The sequence below is a fragment of the Polaromonas sp. genome (assembly GCF_029945685.1).
GTDB lineage: Bacteria > Pseudomonadota > Gammaproteobacteria > Burkholderiales > Burkholderiaceae_C > Polaromonas.
Window position 1 is genome coordinate 21,467 of record NZ_JAQSDA010000009.1, and the last position, 24,095, is coordinate 45,561.

Genomic DNA, 24,095 nt, shown 5'->3' on the forward strand with positions numbered 1-24,095 from the left:
GTTTTTTGGGGATGGGCCGGTAACAAGGCTTTTTGCTCTGTCCCCAACTGATTGAGAGATGAAGGGGTATAGCTCAATTGGCAGAGCGTCGGTCTCCAAAACCGAAGGTTGTAGGTTCGATTCCTACTGCCCCTGCCACCCGGTTTCAAGGGTAGCCTGAAACCGAGAGTGGTGCGAAACGGAACTATGCAAGCCCGCCGGGAGTCCTTGGACCCCAGGTGGGCTTAAGCGTCTGAGAGGACGCGTGAAGAAGAACAGGAATTCAGGCGATCATGGCCACTTCTCAAGTCGAAACCGTCAGCACAACTGCTGACAAGGCCAAGCTGGCCCTTGCCCTTGCCTTGGCGCTGGGTGCGCTGGCGGGCTTTTATCTGCTCGCCAAGCAGGGCCCGATCGTCCAGTGGGGTGGCTTGATTGCTGGTCTGGTGGTGGCGGTGGTCGTGTTTTTGACCTCCGAGCCTGGCAAGCAGTTTGTGGCGTTCGGGCGTGACTCCTGGCGCGAAGTCAAAAAAGTGGTCTGGCCGGCCCGCAAGGAGGCCATGCAGATGACGGCTTACGTCTTTGCATTCGTGGTGGTTATGGCCCTGTTTCTGTGGCTCACCGACAAAACGCTCGAATGGGTGTTTTACGACCTGATACTGGGGTGGAAAAAATAATGAGCGATATGAACGGTGACGTGGTCAGCGAAGTGGCGGCTGGCGCATCCCTGCAGCCGACCCCCGGCATGCAGTGGTATGTCGTGCATGCTTATTCGGGCATGGAAAAAGCCGTTGAACGCAATATCGTCGAGCGCATCAACCGCGCCGGCATGCAGGCCAAGTTTGGCCGTTTCCTGGTGCCCACCGAAGAAGTGGTCGAGATCAAGAACGGCCAGAAGAAAACGACGGAACGCCGTTTCTTCCCGGGTTATGTGCTGGTCGAGATGGTGATGGATGACGAAACCTGGCACCTGGTGAAACACACCAACAAGGTCACCGGGTTTGTCGGCGGCGCCAAGAACCGGCCCGCACCCATTTCCGAGGAAGACGTGCAGAAAATCGTTGACCAGATGCAGGTCGGCACCGAGAAGCCTCGGCACAAGGTCGAATTTGAAACGGGCGAATATGTCCGGGTCAAGGACGGCCCGTTCACCGACTTCAACGGCACGGTCGAGGAAGTCAACTACGACAAGAACAAAGTGCGGGTGTCCGTCACGATTTTCGGCCGCGCTACGCCGGTCGAACTGGAATTCAGCCAGATCGAGAAAACCTAAAGGTCGTAAAACCTGGGTTTTTCGGCTGGCCGTCAGGAATTCGCGCATTGCAACTCGGCGCGGAGGGTTCTTTTCGGAGCCTGATTGAGTTGTGTAACCCCCGGGGAGCCCGGACCTGTCTTCTGACGGCGTCCAGGCGTTATGACCCGCAAGGAGAAAAGTATGGCGAAAAAAATCGTCGGCTTCATCAAGCTGCAAGTGCCAGCTGGTAAGGCCAACCCGTCCCCCCCGATCGGCCCGGCCCTGGGTCAGCGCGGCCTGAACATCATGGAGTTCTGCAAGGCATTTAATGCCCAGACCCAGGGTGTCGAGCCCGGCCTGCCACTGCCGGTGGTGATCACTGCATTTGCAGACAAGAGTTTTACCTTTGTTATCAAGACGCCTCCTGCAGGCGTCCTGATCAAAAAGGCCATCAAGCTGGACAAGGGTTCCGCCACGCCGCACACCGTCAAGGTCGGCAAGATCACCCGCGCGCAGCTTGAAGAAATTGCAAAAACAAAAATGAAAGACATGACGGCTGCTGACCTCGACGCAGCAGTTCGCACGATTGCTGGTACGGCCCGCTCGATGGGCGTGTCGGTGGAGGGTGTTGTATGAGCAAGCTGACCAAACGTCAAAAAGCTGTTGGCGAAAAGATCGACAGCAACAAACTTTACCCGGTGACTGACGCTTTGGGTCTGGTCAAGGAATTTGCCGTCGCCAAGTTCGATGAATCCATCGACGTGGCTGTGCAGCTTGGTGTTGACGCCAAGAAATCCGACCAGGTCGTCCGCGGCGCTGTCGTGTTGCCCAACGGCACCGGCAAGACCAAGCGTGTGGCTGTGTTTGCACAAGGTGCCAAGGCCGAAGAAGCCAGGGCCGCTGGCGCTGACATCGTCGGCATGGATGATCTGGCTGCCGACATCAAGGCCGGCAAGATGGATTTCGACGTCGTGATTGCTTCGCCGGACGCCATGCGCGTGGTGGGTACCCTGGGCCAGATCCTCGGCCCACGTGGGTTGATGCCCAACCCGAAAGTCGGCACCGTGACGCCTGACGTGGCAACGGCCGTGAAAAATGCCAAAGCTGGCCAGGTCCAGTTCCGCGTCGACAAGGCCGGCATCGTGCACGGCACGATTGGCCGTCGTTCGTTTGATACCGACAAGCTGCAGGGCAACCTGGCTGCGCTGATCGATGCCCTGACCAAGGCCAAGCCTGCGTCAAGCAAAGGTGTGTATCTGAGGAAAGTCGCGGTTTCGTCGACGATGGGTGTGGGCGTTCGCGTCGACACGCAAACCATCGCAACGTAATCGCAAAAATTTGAACAGCCCGAAGGGGTCGTTCAAAGTGGTGGGCTGCCGGGGTTTCGACTCTGGCGGGCCATCCAGGACCGTTGGTGCGGCAGGCTGCAAAGTCCGCCGCTTAATCGTCGAAAGACAGCCAACGCAGATGGCGGTCCCGCTGCTGAATGGTTTTGAAAAGAATCTGAAACAGTTGGTCGCTGAACATAGGCGTGTTGATCGGAGGGCGCGAAGGCGTGATCTGAGAAACACATTATTAAGGAGTAGACCTTGAGTCTCAACCGCAGTGAGAAACAAGCCGTCATTGATGAAGTGACCGGCCTCGCCGCTAAAGCTCAAACGCTCGTGATGGCGGAATACCGTGGCATCACGGTCGCTGACATGACCAAGCTGCGCAGCCAAGCCCGCGACAAAGGCGTGACCCTGAGTGTTCTGAAGAACACCTTGGCTCGCCGCGCCGTGGCAGGTAGCGCATTTGACATCGTCTCCGACCAGATGACCGGTCCGCTGATCTACGGCTTTTCCATTGATGCTGTAGCTGCTGCAAAAGTAGTGGCTGACTTCGCGAAAACCAACGACAAGCTGGTGATTCGCGGTGGTGCATTTGGTGGCAAAGTCCTCGACGTGAACAGCGTGAAGCAACTGGCCAGCATTCCTTCCAAGGAAGTGTTGCTGGCCCAGGTGTGTGGCTTGCTGATGTCGCCTATTTCGCGTACGGCCGTTGTGCTGGGCGCGCTGGCGGCAAAAAAAGGTGGCGGCGACGCCCCTGCAGCTGAAGCAGCACCCGAAGCCGTAGCGGCGTAATTTACCCAACTTTTTAGGAAATCAAAATGGCATTCGACAAAGACGCATTTTTGACCGCGCTGGACAGCATGACGGTCTTGGAACTCAACGAATTGGTGAAAGCCATCGAAGAGAAATTTGGCGTGAGCGCAGCTGCAATGGCAGCGCCTGCTGCTGGTGGCGGCGGTGGTGCTGCGGCAGCTGCTGAAGAAAAGACCGACTTCAACGTCGTTCTGCTCGAAGCTGGCGCCCAGAAGGTTCAGGTCATCAAGGCCGTTCGCGAAATCACCGGCCTGGGCTTGAAAGAAGCCAAGGATCTGGTCGATGGCGCTCCGAAGAACGTCAAGGAAGGACTTCCAAAAGCCGACGCAGAAGCAGCCAAGAAAAAGCTCGAAGACGCCGGCGCGAAAGTCGAACTCAAGTAATTCTTGTGTTTCGCGAAGGCTGGAAGACCGGGTTCGGCTTCCAGCCTTTCGTGCTTTCAAGGAGTGCTGTCAAAGCGCCGCGCAAGCGGCGTTTGCAGCCTCCCCGGAGCCACCGGCAAGCAGATTTGCAGAAAATCTTCTTGCCAGTGCTTCCTGACCCCGACTGCAGGAAACGCCTTGGTTCGGGCAACGTGCAATGCGTTGCCGTCCGCCATGGTTGGTAGTGGCCAACCACCAAGTCTGTTTGATTACGTGGTGTATTCATTCAAGACAGTCGCCAGAGCTTAACAAACCAGTCTCCATACTTGTTTGTGTCCCATTAAAGCGGAGAACTCATGGCCTATTCCTATACCGAACGCAAGCGAATTCGCAAAAGTTTCGGCAGCCGCGAGAGCGTGCTGAAAGTCCCTTACCTGTTGCAAATGCAGAAAGACGCCTACACGGCGTTCCTGCAAGCCGACCGCGCGCCGCAAAAGCGCCAGGTCGAAGGCCTGCAGGCTGCGTTTGAAAACGCCTTCCCCATCGTCTCGCACAACGGTTTTGTCGAGATGAAGTTCCTCGAGTACAACCTGGCCAAGCCCGCTTTCGACGTGCGCGAGTGCCAGACCCGCGGCCTGACTTTTGCGTCGGCCGTGCGCGCCAAGGTCCAGCTGATCATTTATGACCGCGAGTCGTCGACGTCGCAGTCCAAGGTTGTCAAGGAAGTCAAGGAGCAGGAAGTCTACATGGGCGAAGTGCCGCTCATGACCGACAAGGGCTCGTTCGTCATCAACGGGACCGAACGTGTGATCGTGTCCCAGCTGCACCGCTCACCCGGCGTGTTTTTCGAGCATGACAAGGGCAAGACCCACAGCTCGGGCAAACTGCTGTTCTCGGCCCGCATCATCCCTTACCGCGGCTCATGGCTGGACTTCGAGTTTGACCCGAAGGACATCCTGTACTTCCGTGTGGACCGCCGTCGCAAGATGCCGGTCACCATCCTGCTCAAGGCCATTGGCCTGAACCCCGAGTCCATCCTCGCGAACTTCTTCGTGTTCGACAATTTCCGCCTGATGGACAGCGGCGCGCAAATGGAATTCGTCGCCGAGCGCATGCGCGGCGAGGTGGCCCGTTTCGACATCACCGACAAGAACGGCAAGGTCGTTGTTGCCAAGGACAAGCGCATCACCGTTCGCCATACGCGCGAGCTCGAGCAAAGCGGCACCTCCACCATCAGCGTTCCCGAAGACTTCCTGATCGGCCGTGTGGTCGCCAAGAACATCGTGGACGCCGAGACCGGCGAGATCATTGCCAAGGCCAACGATGAGTTGACCGACGTGCTGCTGAAGAAGCTGCGTGTTGCCGGTGTGCAGGACCTGCAGGTGCTGTACACCAACGAGCTCGATCAGGGGGCGTACATTTCGCAGACCCTGCGCTCTGACGAAACCGTTGACGAGTTTGCTGCGCGCGTGGCCATCTACCGCATGATGCGTCCCGGCGAGCCGCCGACGGAAGACGCCGTGCAGGCCCTGTTCCAGCGCCTGTTCTACAACCCGGACACCTACGATCTGTCCAAGGTCGGCCGCATGAAGTTCAACGCCCGTGTGGGCCGCGACACCTCCACCGGCCCCATGGTCATGACCAACGAGGACATCCTCGCGGTCGTCAAGATCCTGGTGGACCTGCGCAACGGCAATGGTCAGGTCGACGATATCGATCACCTGGGCAACCGCCGCGTGCGCTGTGTCGGTGAACTGGCAGAGAACCAGTACCGCACCGGTTTGGCACGGATTGAAAAAGCCGTGAAGGAACGTCTGGGTCAGGCAGAGCAGGAGCCCCTGATGCCGCACGACCTGATCAACAGCAAGCCGATCTCTGCCGCCCTGAAGGAATTCTTCGGCGCTTCGCAGCTGTCCCAGTTCATGGACCAGACCAACCCGCTCGCCGAAATCACCCACAAGCGCCGTGTATCGGCTCTTGGCCCCGGTGGCCTGACCCGCGAACGTGCCGGTTTTGAAGTGCGTGACGTGCACGTGACCCATTACGGCCGCGTCTGCCCGATTGAAACGCCTGAAGGCCCGAACATCGGCCTGATCAACTCGCTGGCACTGTACGCCCGCCTGAACGAATACGGCTTCATCGAAACGCCGTATCGTCGCGTGATGGACGGCAAGCTCACGGACCAGATCGATTACCTGTCTGCCATCGAAGAAGGCAAATACGTGATCGCCCAGGCCAATGCCCTGCTCGATGACGCCGGAAAACTGACGGGCGACCTCGTGTCGGCCCGTGAAAACGGCGAATCCGTGCTGGTCGGCGCAGAACGCATCCAGTACATGGACGTGTCCCCTGCGCAGATCGTGTCGGTGGCGGCCTCGCTGGTTCCCTTCCTCGAACACGACGATGCAAACCGCGCGCTGATGGGCGCCAACATGTCGCGTCAGGCGGTGCCTGTGCTGCGTCCGGAAAAGCCATTGGTTGGTACCGGCATCGAACGCGTAGCCGCCATCGACTCGGGGACGGTCGTGACCGCCACTCGTGGCGGCGTGGTGGACTATGTGGATGCCACCCGCATCGTGGTGCGCGTCAATGACGCAGAAGCCCTGGCCGGTGAAGTCGGTGTGGACATCTACAACCTGATCAAGTACCAGCGTTCCAACCAGAACACCAACATCCACCAGCGTCCCATCGTCAAGATCGGCGACAAGCTGGCCAAGGGTGACGTGATTGCCGACGGCGCATCGACCGACCTGGGCGAGATCGCCATCGGCCAGAACATGCTGATCGCCTTCATGCCCTGGAACGGTTACAACTTCGAGGATTCGATCCTCATCTCCGAGCGCATCGTTGCCGAAGACCGCTACACCTCGATCCACATCGAGGAGCTCGTGGTCATGGCGCGTGACACCAAACTCGGCGCGGAAGAGATCACGCGTGACATCCCCAACCTGTCCGAGCAGCAACTCAACCGTCTTGACGAGTCCGGCATCATTTATGTCGGCGCCGAAGTCCAGCCGGGTGACACGCTGGTTGGCAAAGTCACGCCCAAAGGCGAGACCACGCTGACCCCGGAAGAAAAACTGCTGCGCGCCATCTTCGGCGAAAAAGCCAGCGATGTGAAAGACACCTCGCTGCGCGTGAGCCAGGGTTCGCAGGGGACCGTGATCGACGTGCAGGTCTTCACCCGTGAAGGCATCGTGCGCGACAAGCGCGCCCAGCAGATCATTGACGACGAGCTCAAGCGCTTCCGCCTGGACCTCAACGACCAGTTGCGTATCGTGGAAGCCGATGCGTTTGACCGGATCGAAAAGCTGCTGACCGGCAAGGTCGCCAACGGCGGCCCGAAAAAGCTGGCCAAAGGCACCAAGATCGACAAGGCCTACCTGACCGATGTCGAGAAATACCACTGGTTCGACATCCGCCCTGCGGATGACGAAGTTGCGGCCCAGCTCGAGAGCATCAAGAACTCGATGGAGCAGACGCGCCACAGCTTTGACCTGGCGTTTGAAGAAAAGCGCAAGAAGCTCACGCAGGGCGACGAGCTGCCGGCCGGTGTGCTGAAGATGGTCAAGGTCTACCTGGCCGTCAAGCGCCGCCTGCAACCTGGCGACAAGATGGCCGGCCGCCACGGTAACAAGGGCGTGGTGTCCAAGATCGTTCCGGTCGAAGACATGCCTTACATGGCCGACGGTACGCCGTGCGACATCGTGCTCAATCCGCTGGGCGTGCCTTCGCGGATGAACGTGGGCCAGGTGCTCGAAGTGCACCTGGGCTGGGCCGCCAAGGGCCTGGGCCAGCGTATTGGCGACATGCTGCAGGCCGAGGCCAAGGTGGCCGACCTGCGCAAGTTCATGGACACGCTGTACAACAAGTCCGGCCGTGCGGAAGACCTGTCCAAATTGTCGGACAGCGACATCCTGCAGATGGCCGGCAACCTGACGGGCGGCGTGCCGTTTGCCACACCGGTGTTCGATGGTGCCTCGGAAGCCGAGATCATGGGCATGCTGCAACTGGCCTACCCGGACGACATTGCCAAGGGCAAGGGGCTGACGGCCACGCGCACCCAGGCGCAGCTGTACGACGGCCGCAATGGCGATCCGTTCGAGCGCACGACCACCGTCGGCTACATGCACTTCCTGAAACTTCACCACCTGGTGGACGACAAGATGCACGCACGTTCGACCGGCCCGTACTCGCTGGTCACGCAGCAGCCGCTGGGCGGCAAGGCGCAGTTCGGTGGACAGCGTTTCGGCGAGATGGAGGTCTGGGCGCTGGAAGCGTACGGCGCCGCCTACACGTTGCAGGAAATGCTGACCGTCAAGTCCGACGACGTGCAGGGCCGTACCAAGGTCTACGAAAGCATCGTCAAGGGCGAGCACGCGATCACTGCCGGCATGCCGGAGTCGTTCAACGTGCTGGTCAAAGAGATTCGTTCGCTCGGTATCGATATCGAGCTGGAACGCAGCTAACTCAACAGGAAAGAAAAGGATTTAACACATGAAATCATTACTCGACCTGTTCAAGCAATTCACGCCGGATGAGCATTTCGATGCCATCAAGATCGGCATGGCTTCGCCCGAGAAGATCCGTTCATGGTCTTTCGGCGAAGTGAAAAAGCCTGAAACCATCAACTACCGCACCTTCAAGCCAGAGCGCGACGGTCTTTTCTGCGCCAAGATCTTTGGCCCCATCAAGGACTACGAGTGCCTGTGCGGGAAGTACAAACGCCTCAAGCACCGCGGCGTTATCTGCGAGAAGTGCGGCGTTGAAGTCACGCAGACCAAGGTTCGCCGAGAACGCATGGGTCACATCGACCTGGCCGCACCGTGCGCGCACATCTGGTTCCTGAAGTCGCTGCCGTCGCGGCTGGGCCTGGTGCTCGACATGACGCTGCGCGACATCGAACGCGTGCTGTACTTTGAAGCCTACGTGGTGACCGACCCCGGCATGACCCCGCTGAAGAAATTCAGCATCATGTCGGAAGACGACTACGACGCCAAGCGCAAGGAATACGGTGACGAGTACACCGCCAAGATGGGCGCCGAAGGCATCAAGGACCTGCTCGAAGGGCTGGATCTCGATGTCGAGATCGACAAGCTGCGCAACGACCTGACCGGTTCCGAAATCAAGATCAAGAAGAACGCCAAGCGTCTGAAATTGATGGAAGCGTTCAAGAAGTCCGGCATCAAGCCGGGCTGGATGGTGCTGGACGTGTTGCCCGTGCTGCCGCCGGATCTGCGTCCGCTGGTGCCGCTGGACGGCGGCCGCTTTGCGACCTCCGACCTGAACGACCTGTACCGCCGCGTCATCAACCGCAACAGCCGCCTGCGCCGCTTGCTGGAACTGAAGGCGCCGGAAATCATTGCGCGCAACGAAAAACGCATGCTGCAGGAAGCCGTGGACAGCTTGCTGGACAACGGTCGTCGCGGCAAGGCCATGACGGGCGCCAACAAGCGCGCCCTGAAGTCGCTCGCCGACATGATCAAGGGCAAGTCAGGCCGTTTCCGCCAGAACTTGCTGGGCAAACGCGTCGACTACTCGGGCCGTTCTGTCATTACTGTGGGCCCGACGCTCAAGCTGCATCAGTGCGGTTTGCCCAAGCTGATGGCGCTGGAACTGTTCAAGCCTTTCATCTTCTCGCGCCTCGAAGCCATGGGCATCGCGACGACGATCAAGGCCGCCAAGAAGGAAGTCGAATCCGGCACGCCGGTGGTGTGGGACATCCTGGAAGAGGTCATCAAGGAACACCCGGTGATGCTCAACCGTGCGCCTACGCTGCACCGCCTGGGTATCCAGGCCTTTGAGCCCATCCTGATCGAAGGCAAGGCCATCCAGCTGCACCCGCTCGTCTGCTCGGCTTTCAACGCCGACTTCGACGGTGACCAGATGGCTGTGCACGTGCCGCTGTCCGTGGAAGCACAGATGGAAGCCCGCACCCTGATGCTGGCTTCGAACAACATCCTGTTCCCCGCCAGTGGCGAGCCGTCCATCGTTCCTTCGCAGGACGTGGTGCTGGGTCTGTACTACACGACCCGCGACCGCACCAACGGCAAAGGCGAAGGCCTGGTGTTCTCCGACACCGGCGAAGTGCGTCGCGCCTTTGACGCGGGTGAACTCGACCTGAACGCCCGCATCAGCGTGCGCTTGACCGAGTACACCAAGAACAAGGAAACCGGCGAGTTCGTGCCATCGACCAAGCTGTGGGAAACCACCGGCGGTCGTGCATTGCTGTCCGAAATCCTGCCCAAGGGACTGCCTTTCTCCAACCTGAACAAGGCGCTGAAGAAAAAGGAAATCTCCAAGCTGATCAACGTGTCTTTCCGTAAGTGCGGACTGAAAGAGACCGTGGTGTTTGCCGACAAGCTGCTGCAGTCGGGCTTCCGCCTGGCGACCAAGGCCGGCATCTCCATCTGCATCGACGACATGCTGATCCCCAAGGAAAAGCCGAGCATCATTGCGCGTGCCCAGAAGGAAGTCAAAGAGATCGAGCAGCAGTATGTCTCGGGCCTGGTGACCTCCGGCGAGCGCTACAACAAGGTGGTGGACATCTGGGGCAAATCGGGCGACGAAGTCTCCAAGGTGATGATGGCCCAACTCTCGAAAGAGAAAGTCATCGACCGCCACGGCAAGGAAGTCGAGCAGGAGTCCTTCAACTCCATCTACATGATGGCCGACTCCGGTGCCCGCGGTTCCGCCGCGCAGATCCGGCAGGTGGCCGGCATGCGCGGTTTGATGGCCAAGCCCGACGGCTCCATCATCGAAACGCCCATCACCGCCAACTTCCGTGAAGGCCTGAACGTGCTGGAGTACTTCATCTCCACCCACGGTGCCCGTAAGGGTCTGGCTGACACGGCGCTGAAAACCGCCAACTCCGGTTACCTCACCCGCCGCCTGTGCGACGTGGTGCAGGATCTGGTGGTGACCGAGGAAGACTGCGGCACCCAGGATGGTTCGCTGATGCGCGCCATTGTCGAAGGTGGTGAAGTCATCGAATCGCTGCGTGACCGTATCCTCGGCCGTACCGCGGTCGAGGACATCCTGCACCCCGAGAATCGCGCTGTTCTGGCCAAGGCTGGCGTCATGCTGGACGAGGACCTGATCGAGGAGCTGGAAGCAGCCGGCGTGGACGAGGTCAAGGTGCGTACCGCGTTGACCTGCGAAACCCGCTTCGGCCTGTGCGCCAAGTGTTACGGTCGTGACCTCGGTCGCGGCGGCCTGATCAACATCGGCGAAGCGGTCGGCATCATTGCCGCGCAGTCGATCGGCGAGCCGGGTACCCAGCTGACCATGCGGACCTTCCACATCGGTGGTGCGGCTTCCCGTGCAGCGATTGCCTCCAGCGTCGAGGCCAAGTCCAACGGCGTGATCGGCTTCAATGCACCGATGCGTTATGTGACCAACACCAAGGGTGAACTGGTCGTGATCGCACGTTCCGGCGAAATCGTGATTCACGATGAGCATGGCCGCGAGCGCGAGCGCCACAAGGTGCCTTACGGCGCGATCCTGTCCGTCAAGGCGGACCAGCAGATCAAAGCCGGCGCGATTCTGGCCAACTGGGACCCGCTGACCCGCCCCATCATTACCGAGTTCGCCGGCAAGGTGGCCTTCGAGAATGTGGAAGAAGGCGTGACGGTGGCCAAGCAGCTCGACGAGGTGACCGGTCTGTCCACGCTGGTGGTGATCGATCCGAAACGCCGCGGTGCAACCAAGGTGATCCGTCCCCAGGTCAAGCTGATCGACGCCACCGGCAGCGAAGTCAAGATCCCCGGCACTGATCACTCGGTGACGATCGGCTTCCAGGTCGGTGCGCTGGTCCAGGTGCGTGACGGCCAGGACGTGGGCCCCGGCGAGGTGCTGGCGCGTATTCCGGTCGAAGGCCAGAAAACCCGCGACATCACCGGTGGTCTGCCGCGTGTGGCCGAGCTGTTCGAAGCCCGTACCCCGAAAGACAAGGGCACACTGGCCGAGATGACCGGTACCGTGTCCTTTGGCAAGGAGACCAAGGGCAAGGTGCGCCTGCAGATCACCGATCCTGAAGGCAAGGTCTGGGAAGACCTCGTGCCCAAAGAGAAGAACATTCTCGTGCACGAAGGCCAGGTCGTGAACAAGGGCGAGTCGATTGTCGACGGCCCTGCCGACCCGCAGGACATCCTGCGCCTGCTGGGCATGGAAGAGCTGGCCCGCTACATCGTCGACGAAGTGCAGGACGTCTACCGCCTGCAGGGCGTGAAGATCAACGACAAGCACATCGAAGTGATTGTTCGCCAGATGCTGCGCCGTGTGGTGGTGGAGAACGTCGGCGAGTCCAGCTACATCGCTGGCGAGCAGGTCGAGCGTTCGGTCATTCTGGATGCCAACGACGCCCTGCGCGCCGACGGCAAGATCCCGGCGACCTTCAGCAACCTGTTGCTCGGTATCACCAAGGCCTCGCTGTCGACCGATTCGTTCATCTCTGCGGCTTCCTTCCAGGAAACCACCCGCGTGCTCACCGAGGCTGCCATCATGGGCAAGCGCGACGAGCTGCGTGGCCTGAAAGAGAACGTGATCGTCGGCCGCCTGATTCCCGCCGGTACCGGCATGGCCTACCATGAGGCACGCAAAGCCAAGGACCAGATGGACGACGCCGAGCGCCGTGCCATTGCCGAAGCGGAAGCGGCCGAACTCGAAGCCATGCCCGAGCAGACCAGCGAAGGTGCTGCCAGCGAGTAATCGCTGTTTTTTGACGCTATAAAAAGCGTAGCGCCTCGCGCCCTGTCAATAAGGGCCCGAGGCGCTTTTTATTGGGAAATCCGGAATTGTCTTGCTGCCGCGCCGCGCGGGTCTGTCGGCAGACTGTACAGCCGCCCGCCTTGTCGGCTAAAGTCGCCCGTGCCGGTTCGCGGCGCTTGCTGTTGATAGAAAGAAGGCCCCATGTCCACCACATCCCTGGTTTCGATTGTTGTGCTTGCCTTGCTGCTGTTCTGGGCTGTCGGGGCTTACAACCGGCTGGTGCGCCTGAAAAATATCATCGCCAACGCCTTTGGGCAGATTGATGTGCAGCTCAAGCGCCGTTACGACCTGGTCCCCAACCTCGTGGAGGCCGCCAAAAAATACCTGCTGCACGAGCGTGAGACGCTCGAAGCCGTTATTTCGGCGCGCAACCAGGCGCGTTCGGCCAGCGATGCTGCGCGCAGCCGCCCCACCCACGCGCCGGAAGTGCTGGCTTTGGCTGCTGCCGAACAGGCGCTGAGCGGCAGCCTGGGACGCCTGTTCGCCCTGGCCGAGGCCTACCCCGAGCTCAAGGCCGACAGCACCATCCGCGAGCTCAGCGAGGAGCTGACCAGCACCGAAAACAAGGTGGCGTTCGCGCGGCAGGCCTACAACGATGCGGTGCTCGACTACAACAATGCGCAGGCCCAATTTCCGGCACTGCTGATTGCCCGTCTGTTTGGTTTTGCGGCCTCGGCCATGCTCAGGGCCACAGAGACGCCCGCCGAGCGTGAAGCGGTGCGCATCCAGATGTGAATGTGGCCTCCACGCTTGTCGCTTCGCGTGCCTTCGGCGGTGCGCTGCCCCTCCCATGGGGAAGAGGGGCTCATTTTTCCAGGGGCGGCCCGTCGAAAAATTGCTTGTCAGCTCTGGGTGCCGGTCGGCAAATCTAATTCATCTTCACATGCGTTTTTTTGAACACCAGGAGCGGGCCCGCGCCGAAACCCGGCAATTGCTGCTGCTGTTCGCCTTGACGGTGGCCGCCCTGGTGCTGGCCGTCAATGCCGCGCTGGCCCTGACCTGGCATCTGCTGACGCCGGGTGGGACGGGCTACCCGGCGTATTTTTTCAGCGTCAACACCGGCATGACCCTGCTCTTTGTGCTGGGTGGCTGGTGGCTGGAGACCTCCAGCCTGCACGGTGGCGGTGAAAAACTGGCGCGGCGTGTGGGTGCCCGTGAAGCCTGGCCCGCCAGCCGGCTTGATGAGCAAAAGCTTTGCAATATTGCGTCCGAACTCGCCATTGCCGCCAGCATGCGCGTGCCGCAGGTCATGGTGCTGGAACGCCAGAGCAGCATCAACGCCTTTGCCACCGGCTGGGACGAGGACGACGCGGTCATCGCCGTCACGCGCGGTGCGCTCGACGGCTTGAACCGCGACGAACTGCAGGGACTGGTGGCCCATGAACTGAGCCATATCCGCGAAGGCGATACCCGGCTCAACATGCGGCTGGCCGGCATGGTGTTCGGGCTGGAGCTGATCTTCAACCTGGGCGCCGGCATGTGTGAGCCCGACGAGAACGGACGGCGCTCGGTGCTGGTGCTGCCGGGTCTGGCCATTCTGGCGGCCGGTTTCCTCGGCTGGCTGGCGGGCCGCGCCCTGAAGGCGGCCGTGTCGCGCCAGCGCGAGTTCCTCGCCGATGCGCGTGCGGTCCAGTTCACGCGCAGCCGCGATGGACTGGGGGGTGTGCTGCGCAAGGTGGCCAGCCAGCAGGGCGCGGGAGGCACAGCGTTTTTTCATCCGGCGGTGCAGCACATGCTGCTGGTCGGCCAACAGGCCCGGGTGCACTGGCTGGACTCGCACCCGCCGCTGGCCGAGCGGATCCGCCGGATCTACGGTCGTGCCATGCCGGGGCTGACCGACGGCGAGCCCGCACCGACCCGTCCCGACCCCCCGTTCTGAGCCCCGGAGCCAGACGGGAGGTGGCTCCTGCGATCGACCGGAACAGCCTCATCGGGCCGGGCACCTGGCTGCGAACGGCCGCCAGGACTGGTCTAATAGGTGCAGTGCGGCCCGCTTCCGGGCGGCTTGAAGCAGCAGCGCCCCAGGGGCTGCCGTCACAGGATTGATGCAAGACAACAAGACCACCCCCATCCCTCTGTGGCGCCAGCTGCAGGGGGCGGCTTCTTTATTGATGGCCATTCGCGCCGGCCGCTCCATGACGGCGGCGCTCGAAGACATCGACTCCAGCCTCCGGCCCGGCGTGCAGGCCCTGGGGTTTCATGCGCTGCGCTGGCTGGGCCGTGCTGAAGCCCTGCGCCAGCAACTGGCCCAGCGACCTCCTCCTCCGGAGGCCGATGCCTTGCTGTGTGTCGCTTTGGCCCTGGCCTGTACGGACAGCGGCTCCGACGACGCTACCGCCGGCCATCTGCCGGAAGGCGACAGCCCCCGTTATACCGCCTACACGCTGGTGGACCAGGCCGTGGAAGCGGCCAAGCGCGATGAGGCCACGGTGCACCAGGCCAGCTTCATCAACGGCTGTCTACGCCGCTTCCTGCGCGAGCGCGACGCGCTGCTGTCTGCGACGCAAAGGCATCCGCAGGCGGTCTGGAACCACCCGCAGTGGTGGATAGACCGGGTGCGCAAGGACCACCCCGAGCACTGGCAGGCCATCCTGCATGCCAACAATGCCAAAGCGCCACTGATCCTTCGGGTTAATACAAGAAAAACGACTCCAGCCCAATACCTGAAAGCGCTGACAGCTATGAATATAGTAGCAAGTCAGGTTGGCCCCCAAGGGGTGGTTCTGGCGACACCGAGCGCGGTGACGGCGCTGCCCGGGTACGCCGAGGGGCATTTTTCGGTGCAGGACGCGGCGGCCCAGATGGCGGCTCCCTTGCTGCTCGATGGGCTGGACCCGACCGCTGGCGCGCCGCTGCGGCTGCTCGATGCCTGCGCCGCACCCGGCGGCAAAACGGCGCATCTGCTGGAACTCGCCGACTGCGAGGTCACGGCGCTCGATATCGATGCGCGTCGCTGCGAGCGCATGGTGCAGAACCTGCAGCGCCTGGACCTGCAGGCGGACATCCGCGTGGGCGACGCCGCCCGCCCCGATGCCTGGTGGGACGGCCGGCTTTACGACGGCATCCTGCTCGATGCGCCGTGTACTGCGTCAGGGATTGTGCGGCGCCACCCCGACGTGCGCTGGCTGCGCCGGCCCACCGACATCGCCCAGCTGGCTGCGCTGCAGGCGCGGCTGCTGGAAACCTTGTGGCCGCTGCTGCGGCCGGGCGGCCGGCTGCTGTACTGCACCTGCTCGGTTTTCAGGGCCGAAGGCGAGCAGCAGGCCCAAACGTTTGTTACGCACCACAAAGACGCTCATTTCATGCCGTCACCCGGTCATTTGCTACCCCAAAGTGGCGCCCTGGAGACCGTCTTCCCGGACAATTTGGAAGGTGAGCACGACGGTTTCTTTTACGCAGTTTTTGAAAAACGCAAAGCCTGACTCGGCGCTGCGGCGGCTGCTGGCGTTCTGGGTGTGCACCGTGGTGGCGCTGGCCGGCCAGGCGGCGCTGGCGACCGAGGTGACCCTGTTGAAGATGGAGCGTTCGGATGAGGGCGTGTACCTGTCCGCCAGCGTCCATTTCGACCTGCCCCCTGCCGTTGAAGACGCGCTGCTCAAGGGCATTCCCATGTTTTTTGTGGCCGAGGCCGACATCTATCGCAGCCGCTGGTACTGGTACGACAAACGCATCACCACCGCGACGCGGACCATGCGCCTGGCGTTCCAGCCGCTGACCCGGCGCTGGCGTTTCAACGTGCTGCCCGGCGCCATCAGCGTCACCGGCTTGCGTGCCTCGTTCAGCCAGAACTACGACAATCTTGACGATGCCCTGGCGTCCATCCAGCGGTTTTCGCGCTGGCGGATCGCCGATGCGGCCGAAGTCGAACCCGGTGTCCGGCACAACGTCGATTTCCGCTTCCGGCTCGACCTCTCGCAGTTGCCGCGTCCCTTCCAGATCGGCGTGGCGGGGCAGAAAGACTGGGCCATCACCGTTGAAACCAACCGCGACCTGGTGGCCGAACCGATTCGCGACCTGTCCAGGGATCTCTCTAAGGAAGCCGTCAAAGAGGCGGAGAAGTGAGCCTGAAGGGCCATGTCTCGTCGCTGAAAAGCAGTCCTGCGTTTCGCTGGTCGGTGGGTGTCGGCGTGGGCATCATGGCCGCACTGGGGCTGGTGCTACTTTTTTTGCTGACCCAGGCCACCGGTAACCGGGAGCTCTACGAACGCAACTACGTGCTGTTGTTCGGGCTGAACGTGGCGGTGGCCGGCCTGCTGCTGCTGGTCATCAGCTGGATCGTGCTGCGGTTGATCCTGCGCCTGCGCAAGGGCAAGTTCGGCAGTCGCCTGCTGGTCAAGCTGGCCGCCATCTTTGCGCTGGTGGGTCTGCTGCCCGGCATGATGATTTACGTGGTGTCCTACCAGTTCGTTTCGCGCTCGATCGAAAGCTGGTTTGACGTGAAGGTCGAAGGCGCCCTCGATGCCGGTCTGAACCTGGGCCGCGTCACGCTCGATACGCTGGCCACCGAGCTGGGCAACAAGACCCGTGCGGCCGCGGGCCAACTGACGCAGACACCCGATGCCTCGGCCGGTCTGGCGCTGGAACGCCTGCGCGAGCAGCTGGCCGTCAGCGACGTCGTGTTGTGGACGGCGTCCGGGCAGATGATTGCCAGCGCCGGCGACTCGCGCTACTCCCTCAAGCCCGAGCGGCCGCCGGCGCAATTGCTGCGCAGTGCCCGCAACCAGCGCGTGGCCACACAGATAGAGGGCCTCGACGAGGTGGCACTGCCTGGCGCCGAGCCGCCGGGCAGTGCTGCAAGTCTTGCCGCGGGCAGTGCGACCCCGCCCCGCATCAAGGCTCTGGCGCTGATCAGCAACCCCAATGTCGGGCTGCTTGGCGAGATCCGTTTCCTGCAGGTGACGGAAGTGTTGCCGGCCAGCCTGGTCGCCAACGCCATCGCCGTGCAGGAGGCCAACCGCGAGTACCAGGAGCGCGCCCTGGCCCGGGGTGGCCTGCGCAAAATGTACATAGGCACACTCACGCTCAGTTTGTTCCTGGCGGTGTTTGGCGCCGTGCTGCTGGCAGTGTTGCTGGGCAACCAGCTGGCCCGGCCCCTGCTGGTGCTGGCCGAAGGGGTGCGGCAGGTGGCCCAGGGCGACCTGACGCCCAAGGCGGCCCTGCAGGGAAAGGACGAACTGGGCGGGCTGACCCGTTCCTTTGCCGACATGACCCAGCAACTGGCCGACGCACGCGGGGCGGTGCAAAAAAGCATGGATCAGGTGGACGCCGCACGCGCCAACCTGCAGACCATCCTGGACAACCTCACCGCCGGCGTCATGGTGCTGGACCTCAAGGGGCGTATCCAGACCAGCAACCCCGGTGCCACGCGCATCCTGCGTGTGCCGCTGGCGGCCTATCACGGGCGCTCGCTCAGCGACATTCCGGGGCTGCAGGTTTTTGCGCAAGGCGTGCAGGCCCAGTTCGACGCCTACTTTGGCGAGAACCAGCTGCACGATGTGGAGCACTGGCAGCAATCGTTCGAACTCAATGCCGCGCAGCCCGGCGCACCTGACAACGCCATCACGCTGATTGCGCGCGGCGCCAAGATGCCCGGCAGCGAATGCCTGCTGGTGTTCGACGATGTGTCCGAAATGGTTTCTGCCCAGCGCGCCCAGGCCTGGGGCGAGGTGGCGCGCCGGCTGGCCCATGAGATCAAGAACCCGCTCACGCCCATTCAGCTGTCGGCAGAGCGGCTGGAGATGAAGCTCACTGGCAAGGTGGCCGAGCCCGAACAGATTCTGCTGACCAAATCGGTCAAGACCATCGTTGACCAGGTCGATGCCATGAAACGTCTGGTCAACGAATTTCGCGACTATGCCCGCCTGCCGGCTGCCGAACTCAAGCCCGTCGACCTCAATGCGCTGGTCAATGACGTGATGCAGCTTTACGCCAGTGAGAACGCCGTGGTGCCGGTTGACACCGAGCTCGACCCGGCTTGCCCCCCGATCAAGGCAGATTCGCAACAGATACGGCAGGTCATTCACAACTTGTTGCAAAACGCCCAGGATGCCCAGGAGGGACGGGTAGATGGCCGCGTGCTGCTCAAAACCGAGTACTCGGAAACCTCAAAACGGGTGCGTCTGACGGTGCGCGACAAGGGCACGGGCTTCCCGGAACACATTCTGAAACGGGCCTTCGAACCCTATGTCACGACCAAGGTCAAGGGCACCGGTTTAGGGCTGGCCGTCGTCAAGAAAATCGCCGATGAACACGGCGCGCGCGTGGATATTTCCAATCGCCTGGTTGACGGCGTCGTTCAAGGCGCCCAAGTATCGTTATCATTTGCGGTTGTGACATAACAACACTGCGAGCCCGGAGGTGGGTACCGCAGAATCGACAACTGCAGGCAGGGGTAGCGTTTCAACATGGCAAACATTCTGGTAGTCGATGATGAGCTGGGCATACGTGACCTGCTCTCCGAAATTCTCAACGACGAAGGACATCAGGTCGAACTCGCAGAGAACGCCGCGCAGGCGCGCGCCGCGCGTGGGCGATCCCGGCCCGACCTCGTGCTGCTCGATATCTGGATGCCGGACACCGACGGTGTGACGCTACTCAAGGAGTGGTCTTCCAGCGGTCTGTTGAGCATGCCGGTGATCATGATGAGCGGACACGCCACCATCGACACGGCCGTGGAAGCCACCAAGATAGGCGCGATTGCCTTTCTTGAAAAACCCATCACGCTGCAAAAGCTGCTCAAGGCGGTCGAGCAAGGCCTCATCAAATCGGCAGGCCGCAAACCATTGGCGGCTCCTGCAGCACTGCTGCATGCGGTGGACATGACGGTGGAAGTCGCGATGACCGGCCAGGTGATGCCTGTGGCGGTAGACCTCGGTCCGCAAGCCACGCAGAGTTTCCTGCTCGAAAAGCCGCTACGCGATGCGCGCGACGAGTTCGAAAAAGCCTATTTCGAGTTTCACCTGGCCAAGGAAGGCGGCTCCATGACCCGCGTGGCAGAAAAGACCGGGCTGGAGCGCACCCACCTGTACCGCAAGCTCAAGCAGCTCGGCGTTGACCTGACCCGGGGCAAGCGCGCCGCCTGATATATAATCTGAGGCTCAGGCCCGGTAGCTCAGTCGGTAGAGCAGAGGATTGAAAATCCTTGTGTCGGTGGTTCGATTCCGCCCCAGGCCACCATATAAAACAAGCACTTAGGCCAGCCTTTTAGGTTGGCCTTTTTGCTTTTTGTTTTTCATGTAGGCACTGTGTAGGCATTTGAGATGCGTGTAGGTCCACGCATTTACATGATAGCGAGCGACAACCGTCGTTATTTTGTCTGCCTGCACCGTTGTTATGGGTCCAGCAGAGAATTCGTGGCGTCTCGTGCGCTGGGGCCAAGATCCCCCTGCAGTGGGCCAAAACAGGCCTCCGAAGCCAAGGGTCATGGGTTAGATCCCCGCCAGCCGCACCAATAGAAAATTCACGATTTAGACTCTCCGTCTGAAATTCGGGGCGTCACTGTAAGCGCCCATGTAAGCAAACTTGGTTGGGCGTACCTCGAACGCGTTTACCGGTTAGCTCTTGCGGGAGAGGCTTGGCCGGATTCGGCTGCCACCCTCTCCCCCAGTAAGCCAATAAACAAGCGCCTCTCGGGGTGCTTTTTTATTGCTTCCTACCAATGCTTCTGCCATTGGCTGCGGTGGTTGCAGGTCCTGGCCCTCGGCTCAGTTGGGCAAGGTTGCACCGCTCAACTGCCAAAATCGAGTCAAACTCGGCAGCCTCTTAGGCAGGTGCGGGCTCGACGGCTTGATCGAGCGAATTGCGCAGGCGTTATGCGAACCCTCATTGTTGGCCTATCATGCATCCCAACGACAATCTGAATTCGGGGTTGCTCAAAATTTAAGCAAAAAAAAGACAAGAATAGGCACTGTGGCTAGCTCGGAACAACTTAAGGCGCTTATAAAGTCGCACATCAGTCGCGACGACGGACATTTTTATTCCGTCGCGATGCAGGTGGCCGCGCATGAAGCAAAGCTTGGTCATGGAAAGCTTGCGGAAGAGCTTCGCGACCTGATTGACTCGGGCAAGACCCGAGTCAGTCAAGACGCCTCCGGCAAGCTTGTGCCCATAGCAGGCAGTGTAAATATAGCGAACAAGCCGCGCGGTGAGCTTGCCAATCTGTTGACCGTGACTCATCCGGCCAACCGCTTGGGTGAAATGGTGTTGGATGACTTGGCCGTCAAGCAGCTTGCTCGCATCATCAAAGAGCAACGCATGCTAGCGCGGATTAAAGAGCACGGACTGTCCCCGCGCCGAAAGCTTTTGCTGGTAGGCCCACCTGGAACCGGTAAAACCATGACGGCATCTGCCTTGGCAGGTGAACTGGGCATCCCGCTGTTTTTGGTACGTCTCGATTCGTTGATTACCAAATTCATGGGTGAAACTGCTGCCAAACTGCGTCAAGTGTTTGATGCCATCGCAGACATGAGAGGCGTCTATTTTTTCGACGAGTTTGATGCGATCGGCTCGCAGCGCGGTGCCGCAAATGATGTGGGCGAAATTCGGCGAGTGTTAAATAGTTTTCTGCAGATGATTGAGCATGATCAGTCGAACAGTTTGATTATCGCCGCAACAAACCATCCCGAAGTCTTAGACAACGCGTTGTTCCGGCGCTTCGATGACGTGGTGGAGTATCACTTACCTACGCCAACGCAGGCGCTGAATCTGATTAGATTTCGTTTAGGGGGGTTTGCTCCCAAGCCCTTTAAGAGAGAGGGTCTAGTCGAGCAAGCGGAGGGACTTAGCTACGCTGAAATTTGTCGAGCTGTGGATGATTCCATCAAGGATGCGATCATGCATGATCAGACAAAGGTGCAACGGGTGGAGTTGGGGCGTGCGTTAGAGGAACGCCGCCTCATTGGCGCAAAGCGGGCCAATAACAATAAGCACACGTCAAATCATGCCGGAACAAGCCCAAGATAAACGTCCCCACCTTGTACTGAAAAAATCATCTAAGGCCCAGCCATTTACGGCTCCGTCAGCAGGTGGCGGCGGGACGCCCGAGGTGCCCAAGCTTGACCGAGCCCAGCACGGTGCCGGGCTACAGGCACAGTTGCAGGCTCTTAAGCCGACTGCTCAGCAAGCCGTGGAGGTACAGACAGAGCAAGGACTTCAGAGTGGCTTAGGGTTGCAAATTCAGTTTGTTGGTATACCGAATGTCGAACTCGCATTTGAAAGTCTCGGTAATGAACGCAGTCGCAATCCAGGCAAACAGATTGAAGTACTGAGTGTTCGAGCCGATGGTAATTCGACTGTTGCCAACGTCTTTGTGCCCGACGGTAAGCTTGATCACTTTGAGAAATACATTGCCGAGTATCTGGATGCCAAGACAGACAAAAATGGCAAGCTGATCGACCACAGTACGTTGCTCAACGCGATCTCATCCATTCGCAATGCTGAACTTCGCGGGCTCTGGACCGATTTGCCCGACCTGCTTCCTCAGGATATGGCCGAGAAGTTTTGGTGGGAAGTTTGGCTTCCCGTTCGTGGCCAGCGAAGCAACGTGGTCGAGGATTTTCGAAAGTTAGCAGGGCTAGCTGAATGCAAAGTTAGCGCCCACCAGATCAACTTCCCCGAACGAACCGTTGTCCTGATGTTCGGGTCGCAACAGCAGCTCTCAACCTCTGTAATGACGCTCAATTGTGTGGCAGAACTTCGCCGTGCGAAGGAGACCGCAGAGTTCTTTGACGGAATGGTTCCGCTTGAGCAACAAAATTGGGTTGATGAAACGTTGGCTCGATTAACTGTAGCGCCGGAACACGAGGCAACGCCCCATGTCTGCCTCTTGGATTCCGGAGTGAATCGAGGACATCCTCTGCTGGCGCCGTTCCTCACCACCGCAGACCTACACTCAGTTGAACCTGCGTGGGGTGTTGACGACACGGCGAATCATGGCTCTGGGTTGGCTGGACTTGTGGCGCTGGGGGATTTGGCAGACGCGTTGGCCTCAGATGGCCCTGTGGTGGTCCAGCATCGTTTGGAATCAGTGAAGTTGACCCCCGAACAGGGCGCTAACGATGGAGATTCCAGACATCATGGCTACCTGTTCGCGGAGGCCGTTTCCCGGCCCGAAGTTGCTGCACCCATGCGTCTACGTGTATTTACCTCCGCGGTGACATCTAGCGATGACCGTGATCGAGGCCGTCCGTCCGCCTGGTCTTCGACCGTGGACCGCCTTGCTGCTGACTATGATGGCAACGGTGAATTTCCACGTCTGTTTGTTCTGTGCGCAGGCAATACTGAAGATCAACACTCTTGGAGTACCTACCCAGCAAGTTTGAGTACTAGTGGCATCCGAGACCCCGGTCAAGCCTGGAATGCGATCACGGTCGGTGCTTTTACCGAAAAGGTGAAGATCACCGAAGCCGATGCCCAAGGTTTTTCCCCTGTTGCGCTCAGTGGTGGGCTTAGTCCATATACGCGCACGTCGGCGGACTGGAGTAGCGCTTGGCCATTGAAACCTGAGGTGGTCTTTGAAGGCGGAAACGCTGGCAAGGATGCTTTGGGTGCTATTGGGATCTCCAGTCTCCATTTGCTGACAACCCACAATCAGCCGATTGACCGCTTGTTTGCCACGACCAATGCGACAAGCGCTGCTTCTGCGTTGGGCGCACGTATGGCTGGGCAACTGATTGCGGCTTACCCTGCCTTTCGTCCCGAGACCATCCGTGCATTAATTGTCCATTCAGCGGAATGGACAGATCAGATGCGTGCCACTTATTTGCCCGCCCATGGATCTGCAACCAAAGCGGACCACGTAAAGATAATTCGGCATTGCGGCTGGGGCGCACCGCAATTGGATAGAGCGCTTTGGAGCGCGGGTAACTCGCTCACCTTGGTAGTTGAGGATCAACTACACCCTTACCAGAAGGTTAAAGAAAAGGGTGTCGTCAGCAAAGACATGAATCTTCATTCCCTGCCGTGGCCGAAGGAGCAATTGCAGGCGCTGCCGCCCGACAGCAAAGTGGAACTGCGTATCACTTTGTCATACTTCATCGAGCCGAATCCTTCGGCTCGTGGCACTGCTTCTAAGTTCTACTATCCGTCTCATCGCCTTAGGTTTGATGTTCAACGCTCACTGGACGCAACAACCGAAGACTTCGTTGCCCGCATCAATGCAGCGGCCGAGCGGGAGGACGATGACGACGCGATTGACCCCAAAGACCCAGACTGGCTCTTGGGAGATCGTCAGCGCCACCGCGGATCATTGCACCAGGACATCTGGCGAGGTACCGCTGCTGAACTAGCAAGTCGGGGCTTCATTGCTGTCTACCCGGCTAAGGGTTGGTGGCGTACACGCCCAGCCCAAGAACGCTATAACCTGCCTGCACGTTACAGTCTCATCGTGTCTATCCGTACTGGAGAGACAGACGTGGATCTCTACACCCCGGTTGCCCAACAAATTGCCGCGCAAGTCGCAGTGCCTGTTGTTGTGAGCACCTGACTGCCTTTTAGAACTAAGTTGCTGGAAAGCAATCCCGGATCTTGCTGATTAGCCTTGAAGCGTCCCGATCTTGATGCCATGGACGAAAGACTGATTCCAAGGTTTTTCAGGCACATATAACCAGC

16 protein-coding genes and 2 tRNA genes are annotated in these 24,095 nt (G+C 60.2%); all 18 read left to right on the forward strand.

The window, feature by feature from the left end:
- Positions 1 to 62: 62 nt before the first annotated feature.
- The 18 genes from PSV26_RS06845 to PSV26_RS06930 all read left to right on the forward strand — a co-directional run bounded on the left by PSV26_RS06845 (position 63) and on the right by PSV26_RS06930 (position 23,970).
- Positions 63 to 138, forward strand: a tRNA-Trp gene (locus tag PSV26_RS06845).
- A gap of 134 nt (positions 139 to 272) precedes the next feature.
- A complete protein-coding gene (secE, locus tag PSV26_RS06850) occupies positions 273 to 656 on the forward strand; it encodes a preprotein translocase subunit SecE (protein WP_300519686.1) in 384 nt (127 codons plus the stop codon).
- A gap of 8 nt (positions 657 to 664) precedes the next feature.
- On the forward strand, positions 665 to 1,252 hold the full coding sequence (nusG, locus tag PSV26_RS06855; RefSeq protein WP_240523332.1) for a transcription termination/antitermination protein NusG: 588 nt from the start codon (positions 665 to 667) through the stop codon (positions 1,250 to 1,252).
- A 162-nt stretch (positions 1,253 to 1,414) separates the two neighbouring features.
- The gene (rplK, locus tag PSV26_RS06860) at positions 1,415 to 1,849 is read left to right on the forward strand and encodes a 50S ribosomal protein L11 (protein ID WP_300569127.1); all 435 of its coding nucleotides are present in this window, start codon (positions 1,415 to 1,417) and stop codon (positions 1,847 to 1,849) included.
- Positions 1,846 to 2,541, forward strand: a complete 696-nt coding sequence (gene rplA / locus PSV26_RS06865; RefSeq protein ID WP_300569129.1) for a 50S ribosomal protein L1 — start codon at positions 1,846 to 1,848, stop codon at positions 2,539 to 2,541. Before rplK ends, rplA begins: the two co-directional genes overlap by 4 nt.
- Positions 2,542 to 2,802: 261 nt before the next feature.
- Positions 2,803 to 3,336: a 50S ribosomal protein L10 gene (rplJ, locus tag PSV26_RS06870; RefSeq protein ID WP_300519692.1), complete on the forward strand. Its 534-nt coding sequence runs from the start codon at positions 2,803 to 2,805 to the stop codon at positions 3,334 to 3,336.
- Positions 3,337 to 3,362: 26 nt separating this feature from the next.
- On the forward strand, positions 3,363 to 3,740 hold the full coding sequence (rplL, locus tag PSV26_RS06875; protein WP_300519695.1) for a 50S ribosomal protein L7/L12: 378 nt from the start codon (positions 3,363 to 3,365) through the stop codon (positions 3,738 to 3,740).
- 335 nt (positions 3,741 to 4,075) lie between these two features.
- Positions 4,076 to 8,188: a DNA-directed RNA polymerase subunit beta gene (gene rpoB, locus PSV26_RS06880; RefSeq protein WP_300519698.1), complete on the forward strand. Its 4,113-nt coding sequence runs from the start codon at positions 4,076 to 4,078 to the stop codon at positions 8,186 to 8,188.
- A 28-nt stretch (positions 8,189 to 8,216) separates the two neighbouring features.
- A complete protein-coding gene (gene rpoC / locus PSV26_RS06885; RefSeq protein WP_300519700.1) occupies positions 8,217 to 12,428 on the forward strand; it encodes a DNA-directed RNA polymerase subunit beta' in 4,212 nt (1,403 codons plus the stop codon).
- Positions 12,429 to 12,629: 201 nt separating this feature from the next.
- The gene (locus PSV26_RS06890; protein ID WP_300519702.1) at positions 12,630 to 13,223 is read left to right on the forward strand and encodes a LemA family protein; all 594 of its coding nucleotides are present in this window, start codon (positions 12,630 to 12,632) and stop codon (positions 13,221 to 13,223) included.
- A gap of 148 nt (positions 13,224 to 13,371) precedes the next feature.
- Entirely contained in the window at positions 13,372 to 14,367 is a 996-nt protein-coding gene (locus PSV26_RS06895) for a M48 family metalloprotease (RefSeq protein WP_300519705.1), read from the forward strand.
- Between the two features lie 166 nt (positions 14,368 to 14,533).
- On the forward strand, positions 14,534 to 15,910 hold the full coding sequence (rsmB, locus tag PSV26_RS06900) for a 16S rRNA (cytosine(967)-C(5))-methyltransferase RsmB (RefSeq protein ID WP_300519708.1): 1,377 nt from the start codon (positions 14,534 to 14,536) through the stop codon (positions 15,908 to 15,910).
- Entirely contained in the window at positions 15,891 to 16,550 is a 660-nt protein-coding gene (locus PSV26_RS06905) for a DUF4390 domain-containing protein (RefSeq protein ID WP_300519711.1), read from the forward strand. The genes rsmB and PSV26_RS06905 overlap by 20 nt, the downstream gene beginning before the upstream one ends.
- Positions 16,547 to 18,826, forward strand: coding sequence for an ATP-binding protein (locus PSV26_RS06910; RefSeq protein WP_300519713.1), 2,280 nt, complete (start codon positions 16,547 to 16,549; stop codon positions 18,824 to 18,826). The genes PSV26_RS06905 and PSV26_RS06910 overlap by 4 nt, the downstream gene beginning before the upstream one ends.
- Before the next feature lie 66 nt (positions 18,827 to 18,892).
- A complete protein-coding gene (locus PSV26_RS06915; RefSeq protein ID WP_300519716.1) occupies positions 18,893 to 19,570 on the forward strand; it encodes a response regulator in 678 nt (225 codons plus the stop codon).
- A gap of 18 nt (positions 19,571 to 19,588) precedes the next feature.
- Positions 19,589 to 19,664: transfer RNA gene (locus tag PSV26_RS06920), tRNA-Phe, on the forward strand.
- Positions 19,665 to 20,195: 531 nt separating this feature from the next.
- On the forward strand, positions 20,196 to 21,449 hold the full coding sequence (locus PSV26_RS06925; protein WP_300569131.1) for an AAA family ATPase: 1,254 nt from the start codon (positions 20,196 to 20,198) through the stop codon (positions 21,447 to 21,449).
- Entirely contained in the window at positions 21,427 to 23,970 is a 2,544-nt protein-coding gene (locus PSV26_RS06930) for a S8 family peptidase (RefSeq protein ID WP_300569134.1), read from the forward strand. Before PSV26_RS06925 ends, PSV26_RS06930 begins: the two co-directional genes overlap by 23 nt.
- Positions 23,971 to 24,095 lie beyond the last annotated feature (125 nt).